Consider the following 20,311-nt stretch of genomic DNA (forward strand, 5'->3'; position numbering starts at 1 on the left):
TGCGGGGTCAGCCGCACCCGGTCGCCGGCGGCGCGCCGGCCGCGGTCCTCGCCCCCGGTACGGGCCGGAGGCGGTGCCACGGAGCGGGCCGCCCCGGAGGCGACGGCCTCCTCGACGGCGGCGGCCAGCTCGCGCGCCCGGGGCAGCCCCTGGTCCTCCAGCATGGCGGCGAGCCCGCCCGCGTAGCCCTGGCCCACCGCGCGTACCTTCCAGGCGCCCCGCCGGCGGTAGAGCTCCACCGCGACGACGGCGGACTCGGTGCCGAGCCCGGTGATGGTGTAGCCGGCGATCCCGGTGCCGTCCGGGCCGGTGACGGCCACGACGGGGGCGGCCGTCGCTCCGAAGGAGAGCGGCCCGCCGGCACCGGTGGGCAGGGCGAGCAGCACGTTGACCCGGTGGACGGCCTCGGGGAGCGCCTCCAGGTCCACCGCGATCCGGTGGTCGGCGGCGGCCTGCCGCGAGACCTCCAGGCCGGGCAGGCGGGGGGAGGCGGGGTGGGCGATCCAGCCGGGTTCGCGCAGCCGCCCGTCCTCGTCGCCCAGCGTGGCCCCGGCCATGACCGGTCCTCCCGCGGACACCCGGATCTCCAGACGGCTCCCGGGCAGTGGATGGTTCTGCCCCCGGACCAGTTCGGCCGCCATCGCCGCGCCCCCTCCTGCGTGTGTTCTGCCGTGCTCCACCGCGCCCCGGCGCCCCGGCGCCCCCGGCCGGACGCGGTGCCCGCGGACCCGCCCCCTGCGGCCTCCCCGCGGCCGTGCCCCGCCTGCTACAGCAGGGGGGTGATCGAGGGCATCAGGTCCTGGAAGGTGCGGCCGTTGGCCGCGGTGCCCAGGGCGGTCATCTGCCAGCCGTCGCCCTGACGGTGGACCTTGGCCATGATCTGCGCGGTGTACTGGCCGCCGCCGGTGAGGGTGTAGCGCGCCAGCTCCTGTCCGTTCGTCTCGTCCACCAGCCGGCAGAAGGCGTTCTGCACCTCGGCGAAGGTCTGGCCGGTGAAGGAGTTCACGGTGAAGACGATCTGGTCGATGTGGACCGGGACCCGCTGGAGGTCCACCAGGATCGCCTCGTCGTCGCCCCCCTGCCCGGCCCCGCCGACGAGGTTGTCGCCGGTGTGGCGCACGGAGCCGTCGTCGCTCACCAGGTGGCGGAAGAAGACGACGTCCACGGGCTGCTGCCCGGCGAAGAGCACGGCCGAGGCGTCCAGGTCGATCTCCTGGGTGCGCCGGCCGAACAGGCCGCGGCGGGGAGCCGCCTGCCAGCCGAGCCCCATCCGCACCGCGGTCAGGGTGCCCCCGTCGGACTTCTGCAGGCTGATCGCCTGTCCCTTGGACAAGTTGACCGTCACGTGCGTTCCCCTCTTTCCAGCCGTTGCGATCGGCCGCCGTCTCCGGCGACTGCCACGAACCCTACGCACCGCCGTCGGCGGCGCGGACGGGGCGGGCGGCCTTTGTGTCGTTCCTGCAACACTTCCGCACGGTCCTGCCGCCCCGCATCGCCTCACATCACCGCAGGCCCGCCTCCTTCATCTGCCGCAGCTCCTTCTTCAGTTCGCCGACCTCGTCGCGCAGCCGGGCGGCCACCTCGAACTTCAGCTCGGCCGCCGCGGCCCGCATGCGCTCGGTCATCTCCTCGATGAGCTCGGCCAGTTCGGCGGCGGGCCGGTCGGTGGGCCGGGCGGCCCCGCGGCCCCTGCCGCCCCCGCCCCGTGCGCCGTCGCCGTCCCCGCCGGCCGCGCGGCCGAGGTCGGGCACCGGTGCCTTGGCCCGGCGCTCCTCTCCCGCGCCCGCCTTGCGGTAGCCGCTGTCCAGCAGCTCCCGGGTGTCGACCTCCTCGCGCGCGATCGTCGCCACGATGTCGCCGATCTTCTTGCGCAGGGGCTGCGGGTCGATGCCGTTCGCCTCGTTGTAGGCGATCTGCTTGGCCCGGCGCCGGTTGGTCTCGTCGATGGCCTTGGCCATCGCCGGGGTGATCTTGTCGGCGTACATGTGCACCTGGCCCGAGACGTTGCGCGCCGCACGGCCGATGGTCTGGATCAGGGAGGTGCCCGAGCGCAGGAATCCCTCCTTGTCGGCGTCGAGGATGGCCACCAGCGAGACCTCCGGCAGGTCCAGGCCCTCGCGCAGCAGGTTGATGCCGACCAGCACGTCGTACTCGCCGGCGCGCAGTTCGCGCAGCAGCTCCACCCGGCGCAGGGTGTCCACGTCGCTGTGCAGGTAGCGGACCTGGATGCCCAGTTCCAGGAAGTAGTCGGTCAGGTCCTCGGCCATCTTCTTGGTCAGCGTGGTGACCAGGACGCGCTCGTCCCTCTCGGTGCGGGTGCGGATCTCGTGCACCAGGTCGTCGATCTGGCCCTCGGTGGGCTTGACCACGACCTCCGGGTCGACCAGGCCGGTGGGGCGGATGATCTGCTCCACCACGCCGTCGGAGCGCGACAGCTCGTACTGCCCCGGTGTCGCCGACAGGTAGACCGTCTGCCCGATGCGCTCCAGGAACTCCTCCCACTTCAGCGGACGGTTGTCCATCGCGGACGGCAGCCGGAAACCGTGGTCGACCAGGGTCCGCTTCCGCGATGCGTCGCCCTCGTACATGGCGCCGATCTGCGGGACGGTGACGTGGGACTCGTCGATGACCAGCAGGAAGTCGTCGGGGAAGTAGTCGAGCAGGGTGTGCGGCGGGGAGCCCTTCTCGCGGCCGTCGATGTGCAGCGAGTAGTTCTCGATGCCGGAGCAGGTGCCGATCTGCCGCATCATCTCGATGTCGTACGTCGTCCGCATCCGCAGCCGCTGCGCCTCCAGCAGCTTGCCCTGCCTCTCCATGCGGGCGAGGGTCTCCTCCAGCTCCGCCTCGATCCCCGCGATGGCCCGCTCCATGCGCTCGGGGCCCGCGACGTAGTGCGAGGCGGGGAAGACGAACAGCTCCCGGTCCTCGGAGACGACCTCGCCGGTGAGGGGGTGGAGCGTGGAGAGGGCCTCGATCTCGTCGCCGAACATCTCGATGCGGACGGCCAGCTCCTCGTAAACCGGGAGGATCTCGACCGTGTCGCCGCGCACCCGGAAGGTGCCGCGGGTGAACGCCATGTCGTTGCGGGTGTACTGGATGTCGACGAAGCGGCGCAGCAGCGTGTCCCGGTCGATCTCCTCGCCGACCCTCAGCGGCACCATCCGGTCGACGTACTCCTGCGGCGTGCCCAGGCCGTAGATGCACGAGACGGAGGCGACCACGACGACGTCGCGCCGGGTGAGCAGCGAGTTCGTCGCGCTGTGGCGCAGCCGCTCGACCTCCTCGTTGATGGAGGAGTCCTTCTCGATGTAGGTGTCCGTCTGCGGGACGTACGCCTCGGGCTGGTAGTAGTCGTAGTACGACACGAAGTACTCGACGGCGTTGTTCGGCAGGAGCTCGCGGAACTCGTTGGCGAGCTGGGCGGCGAGCGTCTTGTTCGGCGCCATCACCAGAGTCGGCCGCTGGAGCCTCTCGATCATCCACGCGGTGGTCGCCGACTTGCCGGTGCCGGTCGCACCCAGCAGGACGACGTCCTTCTCGCCTGCCGTGACGCGCCTGGCCAGCTCGTCGATGGCCGCCGGCTGGTCGCCGCTGGGCCGGTAGGGGCTGACGACCTCGAAGGGCGCCGTCCTGCGTTCGATCTGGGTCTGGGGCCGCATGTCCACCACGTTACGTCCCCCCGCTGACAACCGGGGCCGGCTTCCGGGCCCCGGCCGGAGCGCCACCCGGGCGCGACCGGGCCCCAGCCCGGACACGGCCCGGACACGGCCCGGCCCGCCACCGGCGGGAGGGCTTTCCGTGAAGCGTTCAGGTTCTGTCCACTTCCCGCCCATGTAACCGGCCGCCGATGCCGGAATGCTTCTGGGGTCAGCGCACCGAAGACGTGAGGAGTCCCCCGTGTCCCTACGCCCCGCTGCCACCGTCACCGGTTCACTCGCCGGCCTGTGCGCGCTCGTCCTGACGGCCGTCCCCGCCCAGGCCGCCCCGCAGGCCGCACCGGAAGCCGCGCCGAAGGCCGCACCGGCGGCAGGGGCGCCCGTCCCGATCGCGCACCGCGGGGCCTCCGGCTACGCGCCCGAGAACACCCTGGCCGCCGTCGACGCCGCCCGCGCCCTGGACATCAGATGGGTGGAGAACGACGTGCAGCGCACCAGGGACGGCGAACTCGTCGTGATGCACGACGCCACCCTGAGCCGCACCACGGACGTCGAGGAGGTCTTCCCCGACCGCGCGCCCTGGAGGGTCGCCGACTTCACCGCCGCCGAGATCGCCCAGCTGGACGCGGGAGGCTGGTTCGACCCGCTGTACGCGGGCGAGCGGGTGCCCACCCTGGAGCAGTACCTGCGGCACCTGGACCGCACCGGCCAGAACCTGCTGCTGGAGATCAAGCGGCCCGAGCTCTACCCGGGCATCGAGGCCGACATCCTGGGCGAGCTGCGCAGCGAGGGCTGGCTGGACCGGCGGCACGTGCGGAGCAAGCTGGTCATCCAGAGCTTCGGGGCCGACTCGGTGCGGGCCGTGCACGAGCAGGCGCCGGCCGTCAGGACCGGCTTCCTGGGCACCCCCGCCGTCGAGGAGCTGCCGCGGTACGCGCGGTTCAGCGACCAGATCAACCCGCCCCACACCACCCTGACCGAGGAGTACGTGCGGCAGGTCCACGCCCTGAAGGGCCCCCACGGCAGGCCGCTGGAGGTCTTCACCTGGACGGTGAACAGCGCGGAGGCGGCCCGCCGGGTCGCCGCCATGGGAGTGGACGGGATCATCTCCAACTACCCGGACGTCGTCCGGGACGCCACCCGGGCCGGCGCCGGGAACGCCGCCCGGGACGGTGGGCGGGAGGACTCGCCGGAGGCGGCCCGCGAGGAGGCGCGGAAGGAGTCCCGGGAAGAGGCGCGGGAGGAAGCGCGGGAGGCGGCCCGGGAGGCGGGGGTCTCCTGACCTCTGCCGCCCGGCCGGCCTGCCACCCCGGCCGCAGTACCCGCCGCGGGCCGGTGCGCGCACACCGGCCCGCGGCGGGAGGCGGCCTCCGTAGACTCGCCCCATGACCGAGACATCGGCCGAGGGCGCCACCGCGGCCCCGGTCTGGACCGTACGGGGCACCCCGATCGGCCCGCTGCTGCTCGCGGCGACCGGCCGGGGGCTGGTGAGCGTCGTCTTCCACGCCGGGGAGCGGACGGTGCGCCGGTCCCTTGCCCGGCTCGCGGCGCGGCTGGGCACCGAGCCGGCTCCCGGCGGTGACGGCGGGGACGATCCGGTCCTGGCCGAGGCGGCCCGGGAGCTGGACGCGTACTTCCGCGGCGGGCTGCGGGAGTTCTCCCTGCCCCTGGACTGGTCCCTGACCTCCGGGTTCAACGGGCGGGTGCTGCGGACGCTGGCCGCCTCCGTGCCGTACGGCAGCACCGTCGGCTACCGGACGCTGGCCGACCGCGTCGGCGAGCCGGGCGCGGCCCGCGCGGTGGGCGTCGCCATGGGGTCCAACCCGCTGCCGGTCGTGGTCCCCTGCCACCGGGTGGTGGAGAGCGGCGGGGGGCTCGGCGGTTTCGGCGGCGGGCTGGAGACCAAGCGGGCGCTGCTCGCGCTGGAGGGGGTCCTTCCGGCACCGCTGTTCTGAGCACCGCGCTCCGGGCCCGCCCTCAGGACTGCCGCAGGACCCCGAGCGCGGGCCCCTGCCCCGGTTCCCCCTGGGGCGAACCTCGCCTCCCGCGCACCTCCCGCCCGGCCCCCCGGCCGCCTGCGGCTGGCAGACTTCCCCTCGTGAAGGACACCTCCCAAACCGCCGACGCGCCTGACGGGCCCTCGGGCATACCCGGTCCCCCCGCCGCCCGCGGTACCGCCGCGGTCCCCCGCGGGGACGACCTGGCCGCGCTGCGCCGCCGCACCACCGCCGTGCTCGTGGCCGGCCAGATCCTGGGCGGGCTGGGCGTGGCCACGGGCATCGCGCTGGCCGCCGTGCTGGCCGAGGAGGTCAGCGGTTCCGAGGGGCTGTCCGGCCTGGCGATGACGTCTTCGGTGCTGGGCACGGCCGTGCTGTCCCTGCCGTTCGCCGCCCTGACGGCGGCGCGCGGCCGCCGCGCGGGCCTCACCCTGGGCTACCTGGTCGGCGCTGTGGGCGGAGGTGTGGTGGTGCTCGCCGCCGCCCTGGGCAGCTTCCCCCTCCTGCTGCTGGGCACGGCGGCCTTCGGCGCGGGCTCCGCCGCCAACCTCCAGGCCCGTTTCGCCGCCGCCGACCTCGCCGAGCCCGCCCACCGCGGGCGGGCCATCTCCACGGTGGTGTGGGCCACGACCGTCGGCGCGGTCCTCGGTCCGAACATCGCCGCCCCGGCCGGGCGGAGCGTCAGGGGCCTGGGCGTTCCCGAGGCGGCGGGCCCGTTCCTGTGGGGCGCGGGCGTCTTCCTGCTGGCCGCGGCGCTGGTGTTCGTCCTGCTGCGGCCCGATCCCCTGCTCACCGCCCGCGCGCTGGCAGCCGCCGACCGGGACGCCCCGGCGTCCGCCGAGAGCCGCTCGCTGCGGGCCGGGCTCCTCGCCGTGGCCGCCTCGCCGAGGGCCCGGCTGGCCCTGGTGGCCGTCGCGGGCTCCCACACCACCATGGTCTCGATCATGGTGATGACCCCGGTGGACCTCGGCCACCACGGCGCCGGCATCGAGCTGATCGGCCTGGTGATCAGCGTCCACATCGCGGGCATGTACGCCTTCTCCCCGCTGATGGGCCGGCTGTGCGACCGCATCGGCCGCATCTCCGTGATCTCCGTCGGCGTCGCGCTGCTGGCGTGCGCGGCGCTGGTCGCCGGCACGGCCGACGGCGACCATCTCCGGAGCGCCGCGGGCCTGTTCCTCCTGGGGCTGGGCTGGTCGGCTGGGCTGGTGGGCGGTTCCACCCTGCTCACCGACTCGGTGCCGCAGGCCGCCCGCCCGGCCGTACAGGGGCTGTCCGACCTGTCGATGAACGCCGCGGCGGGCGCGGGCGGCGCGCTCGCCGGCCTGGTCGTCGCGCAGGCGGGCTACGGCTGGCTCAACGCGATGGGCGCGGCCCTGCTCCTGCCGGTCGCCGCGCTCGCCCTGCGCCAGAGCCTGCGCCGGGGCCTGCGCCCGCCGGCCCCGGACGGCCGGTGACAGGCCCCGCCGCGGCGCGCGGGCCGGGCGCGCCGGTCATCCCCTCGGGTACACCTGGAAGGCCACGGCCCGCCGCCCGCCGGTGCGTTCGGCGGGCATGTCCACCACGCCGGTGACGAACTCACGGGCGTACTCGGCGGGTTCCCGGTCGCTGAGCGCCCCGATGTACGCGCGGTGCTCGGCGAGCGAGGCGACGGCCCGGTCCACGTCGTCCTCCGTCACCTCCACGGCGTGCGTCGGCTGCGGCGACCCCGCGACCGCCACCCAGCGCACCCCGTCCCAGGGCTCCAGGCCCCGGTCGGCCAGGTCGGTGAAGATCCAGCGGTTGCCGGCGTCCCCGGCCGCGTCCAGCACCGCGCGGCCGACGGCCCGGTGGTCGGGGGTGTTCCAGTTGACGCCGCCCCAGGTCTCGTGGTGGTTGAGGGTGACGACCAGTTCGGGGCGGTGGCGGCGGATCGCGGCGGTCAGGTCGCGGCGCAGGGCGACGCCCTCCTCGACGACCCCGTCCCGGTGGTCCAGGAACTCCACCCTCTCCACTCCGACCACGGCCGCGCTCGCCCGCTGCTCCGCCTCCCGCACCCGGGCCGCCCGCTCGGGCTCCATGGTGTCGATCCCGGCCTCGCCCCGGGTCACCAGCAGGTAGGCGACCTCCCGCCCGGCGGCGGTCCACCGCGCGATCGCGGCGGCGGCGCCGTACTCCAGGTCGTCGGGGTGCGCGACGATGGCGAGCGCGCGGCTCCAGTCCTCGGGCATGGGTTCGAGCCGACCGTCCACGGTGGCGTCCACGGTGGCCTCCTTCGCGGCAGCGCTGTGAGTCGGTTGTGCCGTACCGGGCCAGTATGCGCCCGGGTCAGCGCCAGCCGTACCGCCGCTGGAGGCTGTGCACGACCCGGTTGAACCTCGCCCGGTCCAGCGCGCACGCCTCGCGCCGCATCCCCTGCGGATGGACGCGCAGCACCCGGTCCAGGTCCACCCACGAGTCGCGCCCGGAGCGGTCCCAGGGGCCGGAGCCGAGCGGCACCCAGTCGTGCTCGCCCTCGCGCCGCCTGCTGGAGAGCTGGACGGCCAGCAGGGTGCCGGCCGCCTCGCGCGCCACGACCAGGACGGGCCGGTCCTTGCCCCGTCCGTCCATCTCCTCGTACGGCACCCAGGTCCAGACGATCTCACCGGGGTCGGGGTCGCCGTCCGGATCGGGCGCGTAGACCGTCCGCACGGCGCCCACCTCGTCCGCCCGCGCCTGTGTCGTCGCGGTCGGCCCCCGGCTCCCCGGAGCGGCCCCGGGCCCGTCGGCCGCCCTCAACTCGTCCATCGCCATGGGCACACGCTATCGGCACCGCCGCCGCCGGCCGCCGGCCGGGCCGAGCGCGGCGCCTTGGCGGGCCGCGGGGTCCTGGGGAGCATGCGTCCGTGCGCAGCGATCTCTCCGCCTCCGAGAACATGGTCAAGGGCGCCGGCATGGCCGGCGGCGGCCTGTTCAACAGCGTCTTCACCAAGGAGGGCAGGCTGGGCGTGGTGTGCGAGGGCACCCCCGTCGTCATCCCCGTCTCCCCCGGCGCCCCGGTCTTCGTGGACACCGACGCGGTCGTCGGCCGGAGCGCCCGGCTGAGCACCTCGCTGCGCCGCTCGCAGAGCTTCGGCTCGATGATCCGCGGCGGTTCCGGCGAGGCGGTCCAACTCAGCCTGGACGGATACGGGTTCGTGGTCGTGCGGCCGAGCCAGTCGCGTCCGGGCGGCCAGGCGTCCGGCTGACGGGCCCTACGGCGCGGCCTGCTGACGCGGCGTCTGTCCCGTGCGCCGCGGGGCGGGTGTGCCGGTACTCACACGGCACGCCCGGAAGAGGGCAGGGGCCGATACGGTGTGAGGGTGTTGCCTTCCCCCCGCTTTCCGTCCGCGTCACCGCACAGGCTCTGCTGCTTCAACGGATCCCTCCACCGGCACCCGCTCCGGGCGCGGTGCCGTCCGGCGACCGGGAGGGAGCACGCCGGGCGCCCGCCGGTCAGGGCCGGGTCCGGACGGACGGTCGCCTGCCCGCGGTTGTGCGGCCACCTGCCGCCTCCTCCGCCGCCCGTGTCCCACTGACCGCCGCGCGCGACGGCCGGGCGGGGCGCCGCGCGTGCGGCGCCCCGCCGTGCCGGGCCGTCCCCGGGGGTACGGGCTCAGGAGTACGGGCAGTGCCGGACGTCGTCGAGGTACAGGCAGCCGCCCTCTCCCGTCCGCCAGGTGTACGCCTTGGGTTTCCCCTCCTCGGGGAAGGTCACGAGCGTGCTGTCCCTGACCTCGTAGCGGCCCGTGGCCCTGGCCGTGCCGACCTCCCGGGTGAAGACGCCGTCCTCGTAGAAGCTGAAGACGGTGGTGTCGAAGTTGACGGACCGGTCGGTGCTCCAACTGCCCACCAGTTCCGGGGGGACGGACCGGTCGCCGGCACCGGCCTCACCGGCGGCGGCGCCGTCCGGTCCCCCGTTGCCGTCCGTCCGACCGCAGCCGCCCAGCAGCAGCACACCGGCCGCCACCAGTGCGGTCACAACCGTTCGCCGTGTCGTGCCCACGACCCCCGCCTCCAGTCCGCTCGTTCGGCGACGCACGGTACCCCCGCCGTCACCGCGGCGACGGCGGTGCGCGGGGATACGGCCGCCCCTCCGGGAAAGTCGGTCAGTTCGTCTCCCCGTCCGGGCGTCTGTCGGCGTACGCCGTCTACGACCGCGACGAGGCGCCCCCTGCGGCGGTGCGGCGGACGGGGGGCCTCAGCACCATCCGCTGACCGGGCCGTTGACGCCCGACCACACATAGGCGTCGCTGATCCAGGTGCCGTCGCTCAGCCTGTTCCACAGGCTCGTGGTGCCGTAGCGGCCGGTGTGCGCGGTGCCGTTGGCGGAGCAGGAGACGGTGACCGTGGCTCCGTCCGCGGCTGATCCCGAGACCGCGTAACCGGTCCCGGGGCCGGTGCGCTTGTTGACGTACGTGCCCCCGTTCGCGTCGACCACCGCCTGGTTCAGGCCCAGCGCGCCGTAGTTGTACAGGGTCCCGCCGGCGTTCACCCGCCGGCTGCCGTGCATCGCCGAGCCCTGGTAGGCGGCGGAGCCGTTGTAGATCACCCACTTGCCCAGGTTGTGGCCCGCCACCGGGATGTACGAGCCGTTCTGGATCAGGCCGAAGTGGACGTGGCGGCCGTAGGCGGCGCCGCCGCAGGTGACGTCCGTGCCCGTGTGGCCGAGGAAGGCGCCGGCGCCGACCCAGCCGCCGTTGGTGTTGATGTTGTTCCACAGGTGGTAGTAGTCCGTGGCGTAGCCGCGGTCGTGGACGACCCTGATCCAGCCCCGGCACATGGTGTAGGCCGTGCCCTGCCGGGCCGCGCGCACCACCTCGTCGCCGCCGGCGAAGTCCAGCGAGCTCCACGGCGCCGCGCTGCCGCTCCAGCCGTGCGGGCCGCTGGTCATGACCGTGCCGGCGCCGACGGTCGTCGGCAGCGCCATACCGGTGCGGTAGTCGCCGGCGCCGTACACGACCGCCCCGCCGCCGTCCCGGCCGCCCTCCTCGGAGGGCTTCGCCCGCCGGCCGTCGAGCCGGGCGAACAGGGGCCTCTCCTCGGCCTTGACCAGCGGGGAGCGCCGGGAGAGCTCGGCGAACCGCTCCTCGCCCTCGAGAGCGACCCGCCACGTCCCGCCCTCCCGCTCGGCGTGGAACAGCCAGCCCCTGGGCATCCGCTCCGAGCCGGGCTCGGTCGCCAGCACGGCCGTGCCGAAGGCCCACCCTCCCGCGCCGCGGGTGACGTTGACGCGCGTGGTGTCGTGCGCGGCCGCGGCTCCGATCTCGGCGCGCCCGCGTTCGGCGAGGCGCTCGGCGACGGCCGCCTCCGGACCGGCGTCCCGCCGGTCGGCGGAGGCGGCCCCCGCCGGGGCGGCCATGGACAGCGCTCCCGCCAGGGTCAGCACAGCGGTGGTGACGCCGGCGGTCCGCCGGGCTCCGGATCTTCTCCGGCCGAACATGCGGTAGCCGAACACGCGGTCCTCCTCGGCAGCCGGAGGCACCGCCTGCGACGACACCCCCGATTTGAATGGACACCGTCAAACTAGAAGGCGTCGCGGCCCCTGCCAAGTACGCCTGGAGGGAATCCGCCGGCCCGTCCGCGCCGCGGGGGCCCTCCGCCGGAACGCTCCGCCGGCGTTCAGCGCATGCTCAGCCCGTACGCGGCCAGGACCTCGACGACCGGCTGGTAGTACGTGCCGCCGCCGTAGGCGCAGTTGCCGCTGCCGCCCACGATGATGCCGAGGGCCGTGCCGCCCGAGAAGGCGGGGCCGCCGGCGTCGCCCGGCTCCGAGCAGGCGTTCGACCTGAACAGTCCGTGAACTGCGCCGCCCCCGTAGTTGACCGTGACGTTGACCGCGGTGACCGTGCCGCAGCGCAGCCCGCCGGTCCGGCCCGCATGGCAGACGGACTGGCCCACGCGGGGGGCGGCGGCTCCGGTGATGCTCCGGACGGTCCCGCCGCCCAGGTTCACCTCCGGAGGGTAGGACAGGGAGGTGTTGGTGTAGCGGATGATCCCGTGGTCGTCGCCGGGAAAGCTGCTGCCCGCGGTGGTGCCGACCGGCACGGTCCGCGCCGCGTCGGCGTACCAGGTGGTCGCCCCGCCCACGCAGTGGCCCGCGACGAGGCCGTAGTACGCGTCATCGCCGCGGGCGTTGAAGGCCACCGTGCAGCGGCGGCCGTCGCCCCCGTACAGCACGTCGCCGCCGCGCACGGCGGTCGGCGCCGCCGAGGCGGCCGGGGCGGGGGCGGCAAGGGCCGCCGGGGCGGCGAGGAGCACGGCGGCGAGGGCGGCCAGTGCCGCCAGGACGGTCACGGGAACGGGTGGGCGTCTCATGGTTCCTCCCGGTGCGGGCGGTGCCGGCGGATGCTGTCGTCACCCCATGCTGCGGAAGACCGCCCGCTCCCGCCAGACCGCCCGCCCAGCTCCCCCGCCCCGCGCCGCGGGCCTCAGCCCCCGCACTGCCGCAGCATCGTCTCCTTGTCCGCGGCCGTCACCGGCATCTCGTACTCCAGGGCGACCTGCGCGAACCGCACCGCGTAGGCGCAGCGGATCGCCTTGCCGGGCGGCAGCCAGGAGGCCGGACCGGAGTCGCCCTTGGCCGAGTTGGCGCGGCCCTCGACCGGCAGCAGGTTCAGCGGGTCGTTGGCGAACCGCTCGCGCTTGTCCTCCGGCCAGCGCGCGGCGCCCATCTGCCAGGCGTACGACAGCGGCACCACGTGGTCGATCTGCACCTCGGCGGCGTCCTGCTTCTTCCAGGCGATCTCCTTGCCCGTGTACGGATCGGCCAGCGTCATGGAGACGACCACGCAGTCGGAGCCGGAGCGGAACCGCAACTCCTCGCCGTCGCGGGCGAGCAGGTCGTTGCGGGTGTCGCAGCCGTTGCGCGCCAGCGGCACCCCGTCGGCCGTGTCCATCCACGCGTAGCCGAACTCGTCCCGGTCGTAGCCCGTCCTGGGCCCGCGCCCCTTGGTCGCCGGCTCCGAGACGATCTCGCGGGCCCTGGCCCGGTCCGCGGAGGGGACGGGTGCCAGTCCCGGCCCGGTGCCGTCCTCGTTCTCCAGCGGGCTGACGGCGCGTCCGGCGGACGCGCCGGACTCCGTTCCCGGGGAGGGGTCTTCGAGGTCGATCGACTCGCAGCCCGCCAGGAACAGGGCGGCGCTCAGCGCGAGGGCGGCGGCGGGAAGCGGGCGGAGGTCTCGTATCGGCACGGGCTGTCCAGGGGTCGGGGCGGGTGTGTGCGGCGGGCCCGCCGCCGCGGACGGCGCCGGCCCACCGTCCATCCTTCCCCGGCGCCCCGGGCGAAATCCGATTGCCCTCCCCCGCGGGGCGGAGGACGGTAGGGGGCTGTCGAAGCCGATCGATCCCACGGGGGTACCTCATGACCAGTCACTTCGGAGCCATCGGCCTCGAGGTGGGCGACAGGCGGGAGTACGGCGAACTGCTGCGGCGACTGTACGCCCTCGGCCGTGCGGAGCCCGTCGGCGGGGGCGCGGTGCGGGTGGTGTGGACCGGCGCGGGCGGCGCGCGCGTCGAACTGGAGATCGACGGCGAGGGTTCGCCGGTATACGTCCTGCCCGCCCTGGTGCCGCGGGGAGCGCCGGTGCCGGTGCGCGGCATCGCCCTGGCCCCCAGAGGGGTCGCGCACATGGAGCTGCTGGACGGCGAGGGCGGGCGGATGCTGTGCCCGCTGCCGGTGGAGCTGACCGACCGCGCGGAGCTGCGTGCGCTGGGACGGCGGGAGGGCGGCGCGCCCACCGAGGGGCTGGTGCGGCTGAGCGCGCTCGCAGAGCGGATCGACCTGTACCAGGACCGGGCCGCGTACGACGCGGCGCAGCGGGAGCGCGAGCCGGGGTTCGCACCGGAGTACCTCATCCCCTCCGGGCTGTTCCGCCCCGACGACGCGGGCCGGGAGTGGGCGCCCGTGGCGCACGCCCTGTTCGCGGGCGGCGTGGTGGCCGCCGAGCGCACCGAGAGCGAGATCAGCGGCGAGGTCTTCCACCGTCTGAGGGTGCGGACGCTCGGCGGGATCGAGGTGGACGTCGCCGCCGCAGACGCCCAGCTCCCGCACGCGCCGGCGCCGGACCGGTGGGCCGGCCGCTGGGTGGAGGGGGCCTTCTTCATGACCGGCTCGCTGGGGCTGGGGATGCCCCGGGGGGCGGACCGGTGAGGGAACGCGGACCGCCCGCCGCGGCATCAGGTGGTGTCGCGGCGGGCGGGGGTGTCACGGCGGGCGGGTTCGTGCGGCCGGCGAACGGGCCTCCGGGAGGCCCCGGGCGGCGGTCAGACGGCGCGGTCGCCGAAGCGGGCCGCCTCCCAGAAGTCGGGCCGGGGGTCCAGCGCCGCCGCCAGGCGGAAGTGGCGCAGCGCCTCGTCGTCGCGGCCGGCGCGCTCCAGGGTGCGGCCCAGGGCGAAGTGCGCGAAGGAGTTGTCCGGCTCGCGCTCCAGGACGACCTGGAACTCCTCCTCGGCGGCGCGCAGCTGGGCGCTGAGGAAGAAGGCGCGGGCACGCAGCAGGCGGACGGAGGTCTTCTCCGGGAAGGCCGTGACGACGGACTCCAGGAGCTTCAGCGCACCCCTGGGGTCGCGGGCGGCCAGCAGCTGCTCCGCCGCGCGGTACTGGATGACATGGGTCTCGGGCGTGGTCTCGTGCACGTCGACGCCTCCTCGACCGGGATCGGCCGCGTCGCACCGGCCGCGGGATCACGGGTCCTTCGGGTACGGATGGTGGTTCCGGGGGCGCCACGGAACGTCCGGGGACGTCCCTTGACGTCGTGGTGTACCGCCACGGCAACGCGCCGCCGCACGGGCGTATTCCCGTCCGCCCTGGCGGGGGGATTCTTCCCGGCGCCGGGACCGGTCAAGCGCACCGCCGCGGCCGCGGACCACCGGCCGTGCCCGTCGGGCCCGTGTCCGTGCCCGCTCAGGCCCGCCCGCCGGCGCGTTCCCTCAGCCGCCGCCAGACCTCGGCGACCTGCGGCTCCAGCTTCTCCAGGGGGCCGTCGTTGTCGATGACGATGTCCGCGACCGCCAGCCGCTGCTCGCGCGTCGCCTGGGCGGCCATCCGGCCCCGGGCGTCCTGCTCGTCCATGCCGCGCAGCCGCACCAGGCGGTCGAGCTGGGTGGCCGGGGAGGCGTCGACGACGACCACCAGGTCGTACAGGGGCGCAAGACCGTTCTCCGTCAGCAGCGGTACGTCGTGCACGACCACCGCGTCCTCGCCGGCCGCGCGCTGGAGTTCGGCCGAGCGCGCCCCGACCAGCGGATGGACGATGGCGTTGAGCGCCTTCAGCCTCTCCGGGTCGCCGAAGACGATCGAGCCGAGCCGGGGCCGGTCCAGGGTGCCGTCCGGGGCGAGGACCTCCTCGCCGAACTCGGCGACCACCGCGGCGAGCCCCTCGGTGCCCGGCTCGACGACCTCGCGGGCGATCCGGTCGGCGTCGACGATCACGGCGCCGTACTCGCCGAGCAGCCGCGAGACCTCGCTCTTGCCCGCGCCGATTCCGCCCGTCAGCCCCACGGAGAGCATGGCCGCGCCTCCACATGTGTCAGTACCCGCACCCCGCCCCGCGCCAGGAGGCGGGGCCGTGCGCCGCACGCGGGGTCGCCCGCGGCGGCTGCCGTCACCCTACCCAAGCGCGGGCGGGCCCCGGTCAGGGCCGGGGGCCGCCGGCGTCCCCGTCCCCGGCTTCGCCCCCGCTCTCGCGCTCGGCCAGGAAACGCTCGAAGACCTCCCCCAGCTCCTCGGCGGAGGGCAGTTCGGCGGGCTCGGCGACCAGGCTGCCGCGGGTCTCGGCACCGGCCACGGCGTCGTACTGCTGCTCCAGTCCGCGGACGACCGCGACCAGTTCGCCGTCCCCCTCCTCTAGCTGCCGCTCGATCTCCTCCCGCACGCGCTGCGCGTCCGTGCGCAGCGCGTGGGTGATCTCCGGCAGCACCAGGCCGGTGGCCGCGGTGATCGACTCGATCACGGTCAGGGCGGCCTCGGGGTAGGTGGAGCGGGCCACGTAGTGCGGGACGTGCGCGGCGAAGCCCAGTACGTCGTGGCCGGACTCGGCCAGCCGCAGCTCCAGCAGCGAGGCGGCGCTGCCGGGGACCTGCGCCTCGTCGAAGGGGCTCTGCCGCGCGGGGGTGAGGTCCAGGCGGTTGCCGTGCGGGGTGAGGCCGACGGGACGGGTGTGGGGCACGCCCATGGGGATGCCGTGGAAGCCGATGGACAGCCGCACGCCGAGCCGCTCGACGATCTCGCGCACGGCGGCCGTGAACCGCTCCCACTCGACGTCCGGCTCGGGGCCGGACAGCAGCAGGAAGGGAGTGCCGGTGCCGTCCCGCAGCAGCCGCAGCTCCAGCCGGGGGGTGTCGTAGGACGCCCAGTGATCGCGCCGGAAGGTCATCACCGGGCGGCGGGCGCGGTAGTCGACGAGGCGGTCCGCGTCGAAGCGGGCGACGGTCGTGCGCGGGCCGCGGTCCAGCAGCCCCTCGACGATCTGCCCGCCGGTCTCGCCGGCGTCGATGAACCCCTCGAAGTGGTAGAGCATGACGGGCCCGGCGCCGTCCTGCTCGCCGACGGCCGCCTCGGCCTCCGCCAGGCCGGTCGGATCCCATGCGTACAAACCCTGCGGGTCCAGCACCTTCGCCGCTCCTCCGTGTCGCTTCCGTCTGTCGGCAACATCCGCCACCGCATGCGCATTCCCCTGATCGGGTGACCGGAAGACCTCTCCGGCAACGCATCGTGCCATCTCCGGCACGGTCTCCCGCGGCGGGGCCCTGCGGCGTCCCGGGCGGGGACGCCGCAGGGCCCCCTCCCCGGGCGGGGAGGGGGCCCTGCTTCACGCACTACCGCGGGTCACCGCGTGTCGTGTCGGCCGCGGTGGGCCGACGGGTCAGCTCTGACCGCCCGCGAGCTTCTCGCGGAGGGCCGCCAGGGCCTCGTCCGACGCCAGGGCGCCGGAGTTGTCACCCGACTCCGAGGAGTACGAGCCGCCGCCACCACCGGCGCCGCCGCCCTGCGGGGCACCGCCGCCGGCACCCTCGGCCTCGGCCTGGGCGTCGGCCTCGCGGGACTTGAGCACCTGCGCCTGGTGCTGCTCGAAGCGCTGCTGCGCCTCGGCGTACTGGCGCTCCCACTCCTCGCGCTGCTTCTCGTAACCCGGCAGCCAGTCGTTGGCCTCCGGGTCGAAGCCCTCGGGGTAGATGTAGTTGCCCTGGTCGTCGTAGGACGCGGCCATGCCGTACAGGGTCGGGTCGAACTCGACCGCCATCGGGTCGGCGCCGAAGGACTCGTTGGCCTGCTTCAGCGAGAGGCTGATGCGGCGGCGCTCCAGGTCGATGTCGATGACCTTGACGAAGATCTCGTCGTTGACCTGGACGACCTGCTCCGGGATCTCCACGTGGCGCTCGGCCAGCTCGGAGATGTGGACCAGGCCCTCGATGCCCTCGTCGACGCGGACGAACGCACCGAACGGCACCAGCTTGGTGACCTTGCCGGGCACGACCTGGCCGATCTGGTGGGTCCGGGCGAACTGCTGCCACGGGTCTTCCTGGGTCGCCTTGAGCGACAGGGAGACGCGCTCGCGGTCCATGTCGACGTCCAGGACCTCGACCGTGACCTCCTGGCCGACCTCGACGACCTCGGAGGGGTGGTCGATGTGCTTCCAGGACAGCTCGGAGACGTGGACCAGACCGTCCACGCCGCCCAGGTCCACGAAGGCGCCGAAGTTGACGATCGAGGAGACGACGCCGGACCGCACCTGGCCCTTCTGGAGGGTGGTGAGGAAGGTCTGGCGGACCTCGGACTGGGTCTGCTCCAGCCAGGCGCGGCGGGAGAGGACCACGTTGTTGCGGTTCTTGTCCAGCTCGATGATCTTGGCCTCGAGCTCCTTGCCGACGTACGGCTGGAGGTCGCGGACACGACGCATCTCGACCAGGGAGGCGGGAAGGAAGCCGCGGAGGCCGATGTCGAGGATGAGACCACCCTTGACGACCTCGATGACGGTACCGGTGACGATGCCGTCCTCTTCCTTGATCTTCTCGATGGTGCCCCAGGCCCGCTCGTACTGGGCACGCTTCTTCGAGAGGATCAGGCGGCCCTCCTTGTCCTCCTTCTGGAGGACCAGGGCCTCGATCTCGTCACCGACGGCGACGACCTCGTTCGGGTCGACATCGTGCTTGATCGACAGCTCTCGGGAAGGGATGACGCCTTCGGTCTTGTAGCCGATGTCGAGCAGGACCTCGTCCCGGTCGACCTTCACGATGACGCCGTCGACGATGTCGCCGTCGTTGAAGTACTTGATCGTCTCGTCGATCGCGGCGAGGAAGGCTTCCTCGGAACCGATGTCGTTAACCGCAACCTGCGGGGTGGTCACGGTGGTCTCGGTGCTGCTCGTCATGTGGAAAAGGGCTCCGGTACGGACATTGAAGTCGTAGGTACTGCTACGCCGAGAGCCCGTATCGCACTGCCGAAGCCGGACAGCCTGAGAGGTGCTTCACCGAAGATCTCCGAGGAAACCACGAGCACCTCGACAACCGAGGGGACATACAACAGATGCGAGCGCGACCTGCTCCGTCTGAGGCGCGCAGGCCCGCAGCGCAACTTGTAGCATACGGGGGCAGCCGGGCAGGGTCAATGCGCGAACGAGGACACACGGGACTTTGCTCCCATATCCGGCACAAGTCGCCGGATCCCCGTCCCGTCCCCGCCTCTCCAGGGGCCCGCCGGACCCCCGAGAGGCGGGCCCGAGGGCCCCGCCACCGCACCCGGCGCTTCACCCGGCCGCGCGCCGGAACCGAAGGCTAGGACGACGGGCGAGATGAACCAGGACAGCGAACCAGAGCCGGAGGCCGCCCGCCGCGACGCGGGCGCCGCCGAGAGCAGCCGGGCAAGCCGCGGCTGGTGGGACCGGAACGCCGACGAGTACCAGCGCGAGCACGGCGGCTTCCTCGGTGACGACCGCTTCGTGTGGGGCCCGGAGGGCCTGGACGAGGAGGAGGCCGGCCTGCTGGGCCCGGCCGGGGAGCTGGCCGGCCGCTCGGTGCTGGAGGTCGGCGCGGGGGCGGCCCAGTGCTCCCGCTGGCTGGCCGCGCGCGGGGCGCGCCCGGTCGCCCTGGACATCTCGCACCGGCAGCTCCAGCACGCGCTGCGCATCGACGGGGCCGTCCCCGCTTTCCCCCTGGTGCAGGCCGACGCCGGAGCGCTGCCCTTCGCCGACGGCTCCTTCGACCTGGCCTGCTCCGCGTACGGGGCGCTGCCCTTCGTCGCGGACCCGGTGCGGGTGCTGCGCGAGGTGCGGCGCGTCCTGCGGCCGGGCGGCCGGTGGGTGTTCTCCGTGACGCACCCGGTCCGCTGGGCCTTCCCCGACGAACCGGGGGCCGAGGGGCTTGCGGTCACCGCCTCCTACTTCGACCGCACGCCCTACGTGGAGCAGGACGAGCGGGGGCGCGCCGTCTACGTCGAGCACCACCGCACCCTCGGCGACCGGGTGCGCGACCTCGTCGCCGCCGGATTCCGCCTGGTGGACCTGGTGGAGCCGGAGTGGCCCGGGTGGAACCGGCAGGAGTGGGGCGGCTGGTCGCCGCTGCGCGGCCGGCTGATCCCGGGCACCGCGATCTTCGTCTGCGAGCGGGACTAGCGAGCAGGGCCGGCGAGCGGACCGGGGATCCTCCGGACGTCTTCCGGGCGCTGCGAGGATGGGGGCATGCCCCCGCGGACCGACGCCCTGCGCCAGTTGCCCGTACGCACCGTCCTGCCCGCGCTGGAGGAGGCCCTCGCCGCGAGCGGGGCGGCCGTCCTGTGCGCCCCGCCGGGCACGGGCAAGACCACCTTGGTGCCGCTCGCCCTGGCCGGGCTCGCCGGCCCTCGGCAGGGGGCTTCGGTGCGGCGTGTGCTGGTCGCCGAGCCGCGCCGGATCGCGGTGCGGGCCGCGGCGCGGCGGATGGCCTGGCTGCTGGGCGAGACCGTCGGCGCGGGAGCCGGGCCGGGCGCCGGAGGGCGGGTCGGGTTCACCGTGCGCGGGGAGCGGGCGGTCGGCCCCGGATGCCTGGTGGAGGTGGTGACCACCGGGGTGCTGCTCCAGCGGCTCCAGCGGGACCCGGAGCTGCCCGGGGTGGACACGGTGGTGCTGGACGAGTGCCACGAGCGGCATCTGGACGCGGACACCGCCGCCGCCTTCCTGCTGGACGTGCGCGCCGCGCTGCGGCCGGAGCTGCGGCTGGTGGCCGCCTCGGCCACCACCGACGCCGGTGCCTGGTCCCGGCTGCTGGACGCCCCCGTGGTGGAGGCGCCCGGCGCCTCCCACCCGGTGCGGGTGGTGTGGGCGCCTCCCGCCGGGCCCCGCCCGGTGCGCCCCGCGCACGGCACATGGGTGGATCCGGTCCTGCTGGAGCACGTGGCGGACGTGGTGCGCCGGGCGCTGCGGGAGGAGGAGGGCGACGTGCTGTGCTTCCTGCCGGGGGCCGGGGAGATCGCCCGGGTGGCGGCCGTGCTGGGCGACGCGGCCGGCGCCGAGGTGCTCCAGGTGCACGGGCGGGCCCCGGCCGCCGTCCAGGACACGGTGCTGGCCGGTTCGGCCGGGCGGCGGCGGGTGGTGCTGGCCACGGCGGTCGCCGAGTCCAGCCTGACGGTGCCCGGGGTGCGGGTGGTGGTGGACGCGGGGCTGTCGCGCGAGCCGCGCACCGACCACG

General features: G+C 74.6%; 19 protein-coding genes and 1 pseudogene. 7 read left to right on the forward strand and 13 right to left on the reverse strand.

Annotation, left to right across the window (positions count from 1 at the left end):
* From ACLIYP_RS22230 to uvrB, 3 genes are all read right to left on the reverse strand, one after another.
* A partial coding sequence (locus ACLIYP_RS22230) for a TerD family protein (protein ID WP_412714886.1) occupies positions 1-641 on the reverse strand: 641 nt, incomplete at its 3' end.
* Between the two features lie 125 nt (positions 642-766).
* Entirely contained in the window at positions 767-1,345 is a 579-nt protein-coding gene (locus ACLIYP_RS22235; RefSeq protein WP_093655344.1) for a TerD family protein, read from the reverse strand.
* Positions 1,346-1,502: 157 nt separating this feature from the next.
* Entirely contained in the window at positions 1,503-3,659 is a 2,157-nt protein-coding gene (gene uvrB, locus ACLIYP_RS22240; protein ID WP_412714887.1) for an excinuclease ABC subunit UvrB, read from the reverse strand.
* 238 nt (positions 3,660-3,897) lie between these two features.
* Here uvrB and ACLIYP_RS22245 point away from each other — a divergent pair, with 238 nt between their 5' ends.
* The 3 genes from ACLIYP_RS22245 to ACLIYP_RS22255 all read left to right on the forward strand — a co-directional run bounded on the left by ACLIYP_RS22245 (position 3,898) and on the right by ACLIYP_RS22255 (position 7,110).
* Positions 3,898-4,938, forward strand: a complete 1,041-nt coding sequence (locus ACLIYP_RS22245) for a glycerophosphodiester phosphodiesterase (protein WP_412714888.1) — start codon at positions 3,898-3,900, stop codon at positions 4,936-4,938.
* Positions 4,939-5,041: 103 nt separating this feature from the next.
* Entirely contained in the window at positions 5,042-5,611 is a 570-nt protein-coding gene (locus ACLIYP_RS22250; protein ID WP_412714889.1) for a methylated-DNA--[protein]-cysteine S-methyltransferase, read from the forward strand.
* A gap of 191 nt (positions 5,612-5,802) precedes the next feature.
* On the forward strand, positions 5,803-7,110 hold the full coding sequence (locus ACLIYP_RS22255; protein WP_412714899.1) for an MFS transporter: 1,308 nt from the start codon (positions 5,803-5,805) through the stop codon (positions 7,108-7,110).
* Between the two features lie 36 nt (positions 7,111-7,146).
* On the opposite strand, the gene ACLIYP_RS22260 is transcribed toward ACLIYP_RS22255, so the two are convergent.
* Positions 7,147-7,863 (reverse strand): PIG-L deacetylase family protein, encoded by a 717-nt coding sequence (locus ACLIYP_RS22260; RefSeq protein ID WP_412714900.1) that lies wholly within the window; start codon positions 7,861-7,863, stop codon positions 7,147-7,149.
* A gap of 97 nt (positions 7,864-7,960) precedes the next feature.
* Complete coding sequence (locus tag ACLIYP_RS22265) at positions 7,961-8,419, reverse strand: type II toxin-antitoxin system PemK/MazF family toxin (RefSeq protein WP_412714901.1); 459 nt, start codon at positions 8,417-8,419, stop codon at positions 7,961-7,963.
* Between the two features lie 110 nt (positions 8,420-8,529).
* On the opposite strand from ACLIYP_RS22265, the pseudogene ACLIYP_RS22270 reads away from it, so the two are divergent.
* Positions 8,530-8,859, forward strand: a pseudogene (locus ACLIYP_RS22270) (AIM24 family protein); the annotation flags it as partial.
* A 407-nt stretch (positions 8,860-9,266) separates the two neighbouring features.
* Here the strand turns inward: ACLIYP_RS22270 and ACLIYP_RS22275 are convergent.
* From ACLIYP_RS22275 to ACLIYP_RS22290, 4 genes are all read right to left on the reverse strand, one after another.
* On the reverse strand, positions 9,267-9,632 hold the full coding sequence (locus tag ACLIYP_RS22275) for a hypothetical protein (protein WP_412714890.1): 366 nt from the start codon (positions 9,630-9,632) through the stop codon (positions 9,267-9,269).
* Positions 9,633-9,851: 219 nt separating this feature from the next.
* Positions 9,852-11,108 (reverse strand): hypothetical protein, encoded by a 1,257-nt coding sequence (locus tag ACLIYP_RS22280; RefSeq protein WP_412714891.1) that lies wholly within the window; start codon positions 11,106-11,108, stop codon positions 9,852-9,854.
* A 164-nt stretch (positions 11,109-11,272) separates the two neighbouring features.
* Positions 11,273-11,968 carry a S1 family peptidase gene (locus tag ACLIYP_RS22285; RefSeq protein ID WP_412714892.1) on the reverse strand — a complete coding sequence of 232 codons (696 nt, stop codon included), beginning with the start codon at positions 11,966-11,968 and terminating at the stop codon, positions 11,273-11,275.
* A gap of 113 nt (positions 11,969-12,081) precedes the next feature.
* On the reverse strand, positions 12,082-12,843 hold the full coding sequence (locus tag ACLIYP_RS22290) for an HNH endonuclease family protein (protein ID WP_412714893.1): 762 nt from the start codon (positions 12,841-12,843) through the stop codon (positions 12,082-12,084).
* 170 nt (positions 12,844-13,013) lie between these two features.
* Between ACLIYP_RS22290 and ACLIYP_RS22295 the strand changes: the two genes are divergently transcribed.
* Positions 13,014-13,802: a hypothetical protein gene (locus ACLIYP_RS22295; protein ID WP_412714894.1), complete on the forward strand. Its 789-nt coding sequence runs from the start codon at positions 13,014-13,016 to the stop codon at positions 13,800-13,802.
* A gap of 113 nt (positions 13,803-13,915) precedes the next feature.
* On the opposite strand, the gene ACLIYP_RS22300 is transcribed toward ACLIYP_RS22295, so the two are convergent.
* The 4 genes from ACLIYP_RS22300 to rpsA all read right to left on the reverse strand — a co-directional run bounded on the left by ACLIYP_RS22300 (position 13,916) and on the right by rpsA (position 18,021).
* Positions 13,916-14,287 (reverse strand): tetratricopeptide repeat protein, encoded by a 372-nt coding sequence (locus ACLIYP_RS22300; RefSeq protein WP_093655328.1) that lies wholly within the window; start codon positions 14,285-14,287, stop codon positions 13,916-13,918.
* 268 nt (positions 14,288-14,555) lie between these two features.
* The gene (gene coaE, locus ACLIYP_RS22305; RefSeq protein WP_412714895.1) at positions 14,556-15,161 is read right to left on the reverse strand and encodes a dephospho-CoA kinase; all 606 of its coding nucleotides are present in this window, start codon (positions 15,159-15,161) and stop codon (positions 14,556-14,558) included.
* Between the two features lie 124 nt (positions 15,162-15,285).
* Positions 15,286-16,263 (reverse strand): PAC2 family protein, encoded by a 978-nt coding sequence (locus ACLIYP_RS22310; protein ID WP_412714896.1) that lies wholly within the window; start codon positions 16,261-16,263, stop codon positions 15,286-15,288.
* Positions 16,264-16,515: 252 nt separating this feature from the next.
* Complete coding sequence (gene rpsA, locus ACLIYP_RS22315; RefSeq protein ID WP_093655322.1) at positions 16,516-18,021, reverse strand: 30S ribosomal protein S1; 1,506 nt, start codon at positions 18,019-18,021, stop codon at positions 16,516-16,518.
* 420 nt (positions 18,022-18,441) lie between these two features.
* Here rpsA and ACLIYP_RS22320 point away from each other — a divergent pair, with 420 nt between their 5' ends.
* Both ACLIYP_RS22320 and ACLIYP_RS22325 read left to right on the forward strand, forming a co-directional pair.
* Positions 18,442-19,260, forward strand: a complete 819-nt coding sequence (locus ACLIYP_RS22320; RefSeq protein WP_412714897.1) for a class I SAM-dependent methyltransferase — start codon at positions 18,442-18,444, stop codon at positions 19,258-19,260.
* A gap of 66 nt (positions 19,261-19,326) precedes the next feature.
* Positions 19,327-20,311, forward strand: a 985-nt coding sequence (locus tag ACLIYP_RS22325; RefSeq protein WP_412714898.1) for a helicase-related protein, incomplete at its 3' end; no start/stop codon positions are given.

The organism is Streptomyces nanhaiensis (genome assembly GCF_046614825.1).
Lineage (GTDB): Bacteria > Actinomycetota > Actinomycetes > Streptomycetales > Streptomycetaceae > Streptomyces > Streptomyces radiopugnans.

Bases quoted from the DNA above. Each gene is read 5' to 3' on its own strand.
- uvrB (WP_412714887.1), bottom strand. From the start codon at position 3,659: ATGCGGCCCCAGACCCAGATCGAACGCAGGACGGCGCCCTTCGAGGTC.
- ACLIYP_RS22250 (WP_412714889.1), top strand. From the start codon at position 5,042: ATGACCGAGACATCGGCCGAGGGCGCCACCGCGGCCCCGGTCTGGACC.
- ACLIYP_RS22260 (WP_412714900.1), bottom strand. From the start codon at position 7,863: ATGCCCGAGGACTGGAGCCGCGCGCTCGCCATCGTCGCGCACCCCGAC.
- ACLIYP_RS22265 (WP_412714901.1), bottom strand. From the start codon at position 8,419: ATGGACGAGTTGAGGGCGGCCGACGGGCCCGGGGCCGCTCCGGGGAGC.
- ACLIYP_RS22285 (WP_412714892.1), bottom strand. From the start codon at position 11,968: ATGAGACGCCCACCCGTTCCCGTGACCGTCCTGGCGGCACTGGCCGCC.
- ACLIYP_RS22295 (WP_412714894.1), top strand. From the start codon at position 13,014: ATGACCAGTCACTTCGGAGCCATCGGCCTCGAGGTGGGCGACAGGCGG.
- coaE (WP_412714895.1), bottom strand. From the start codon at position 15,161: ATGCTCTCCGTGGGGCTGACGGGCGGAATCGGCGCGGGCAAGAGCGAG.
- rpsA (WP_093655322.1), bottom strand. From the start codon at position 18,021: ATGACGAGCAGCACCGAGACCACCGTGACCACCCCGCAGGTTGCGGTT.
- ACLIYP_RS22320 (WP_412714897.1), top strand. From the start codon at position 18,442: ATGAACCAGGACAGCGAACCAGAGCCGGAGGCCGCCCGCCGCGACGCG.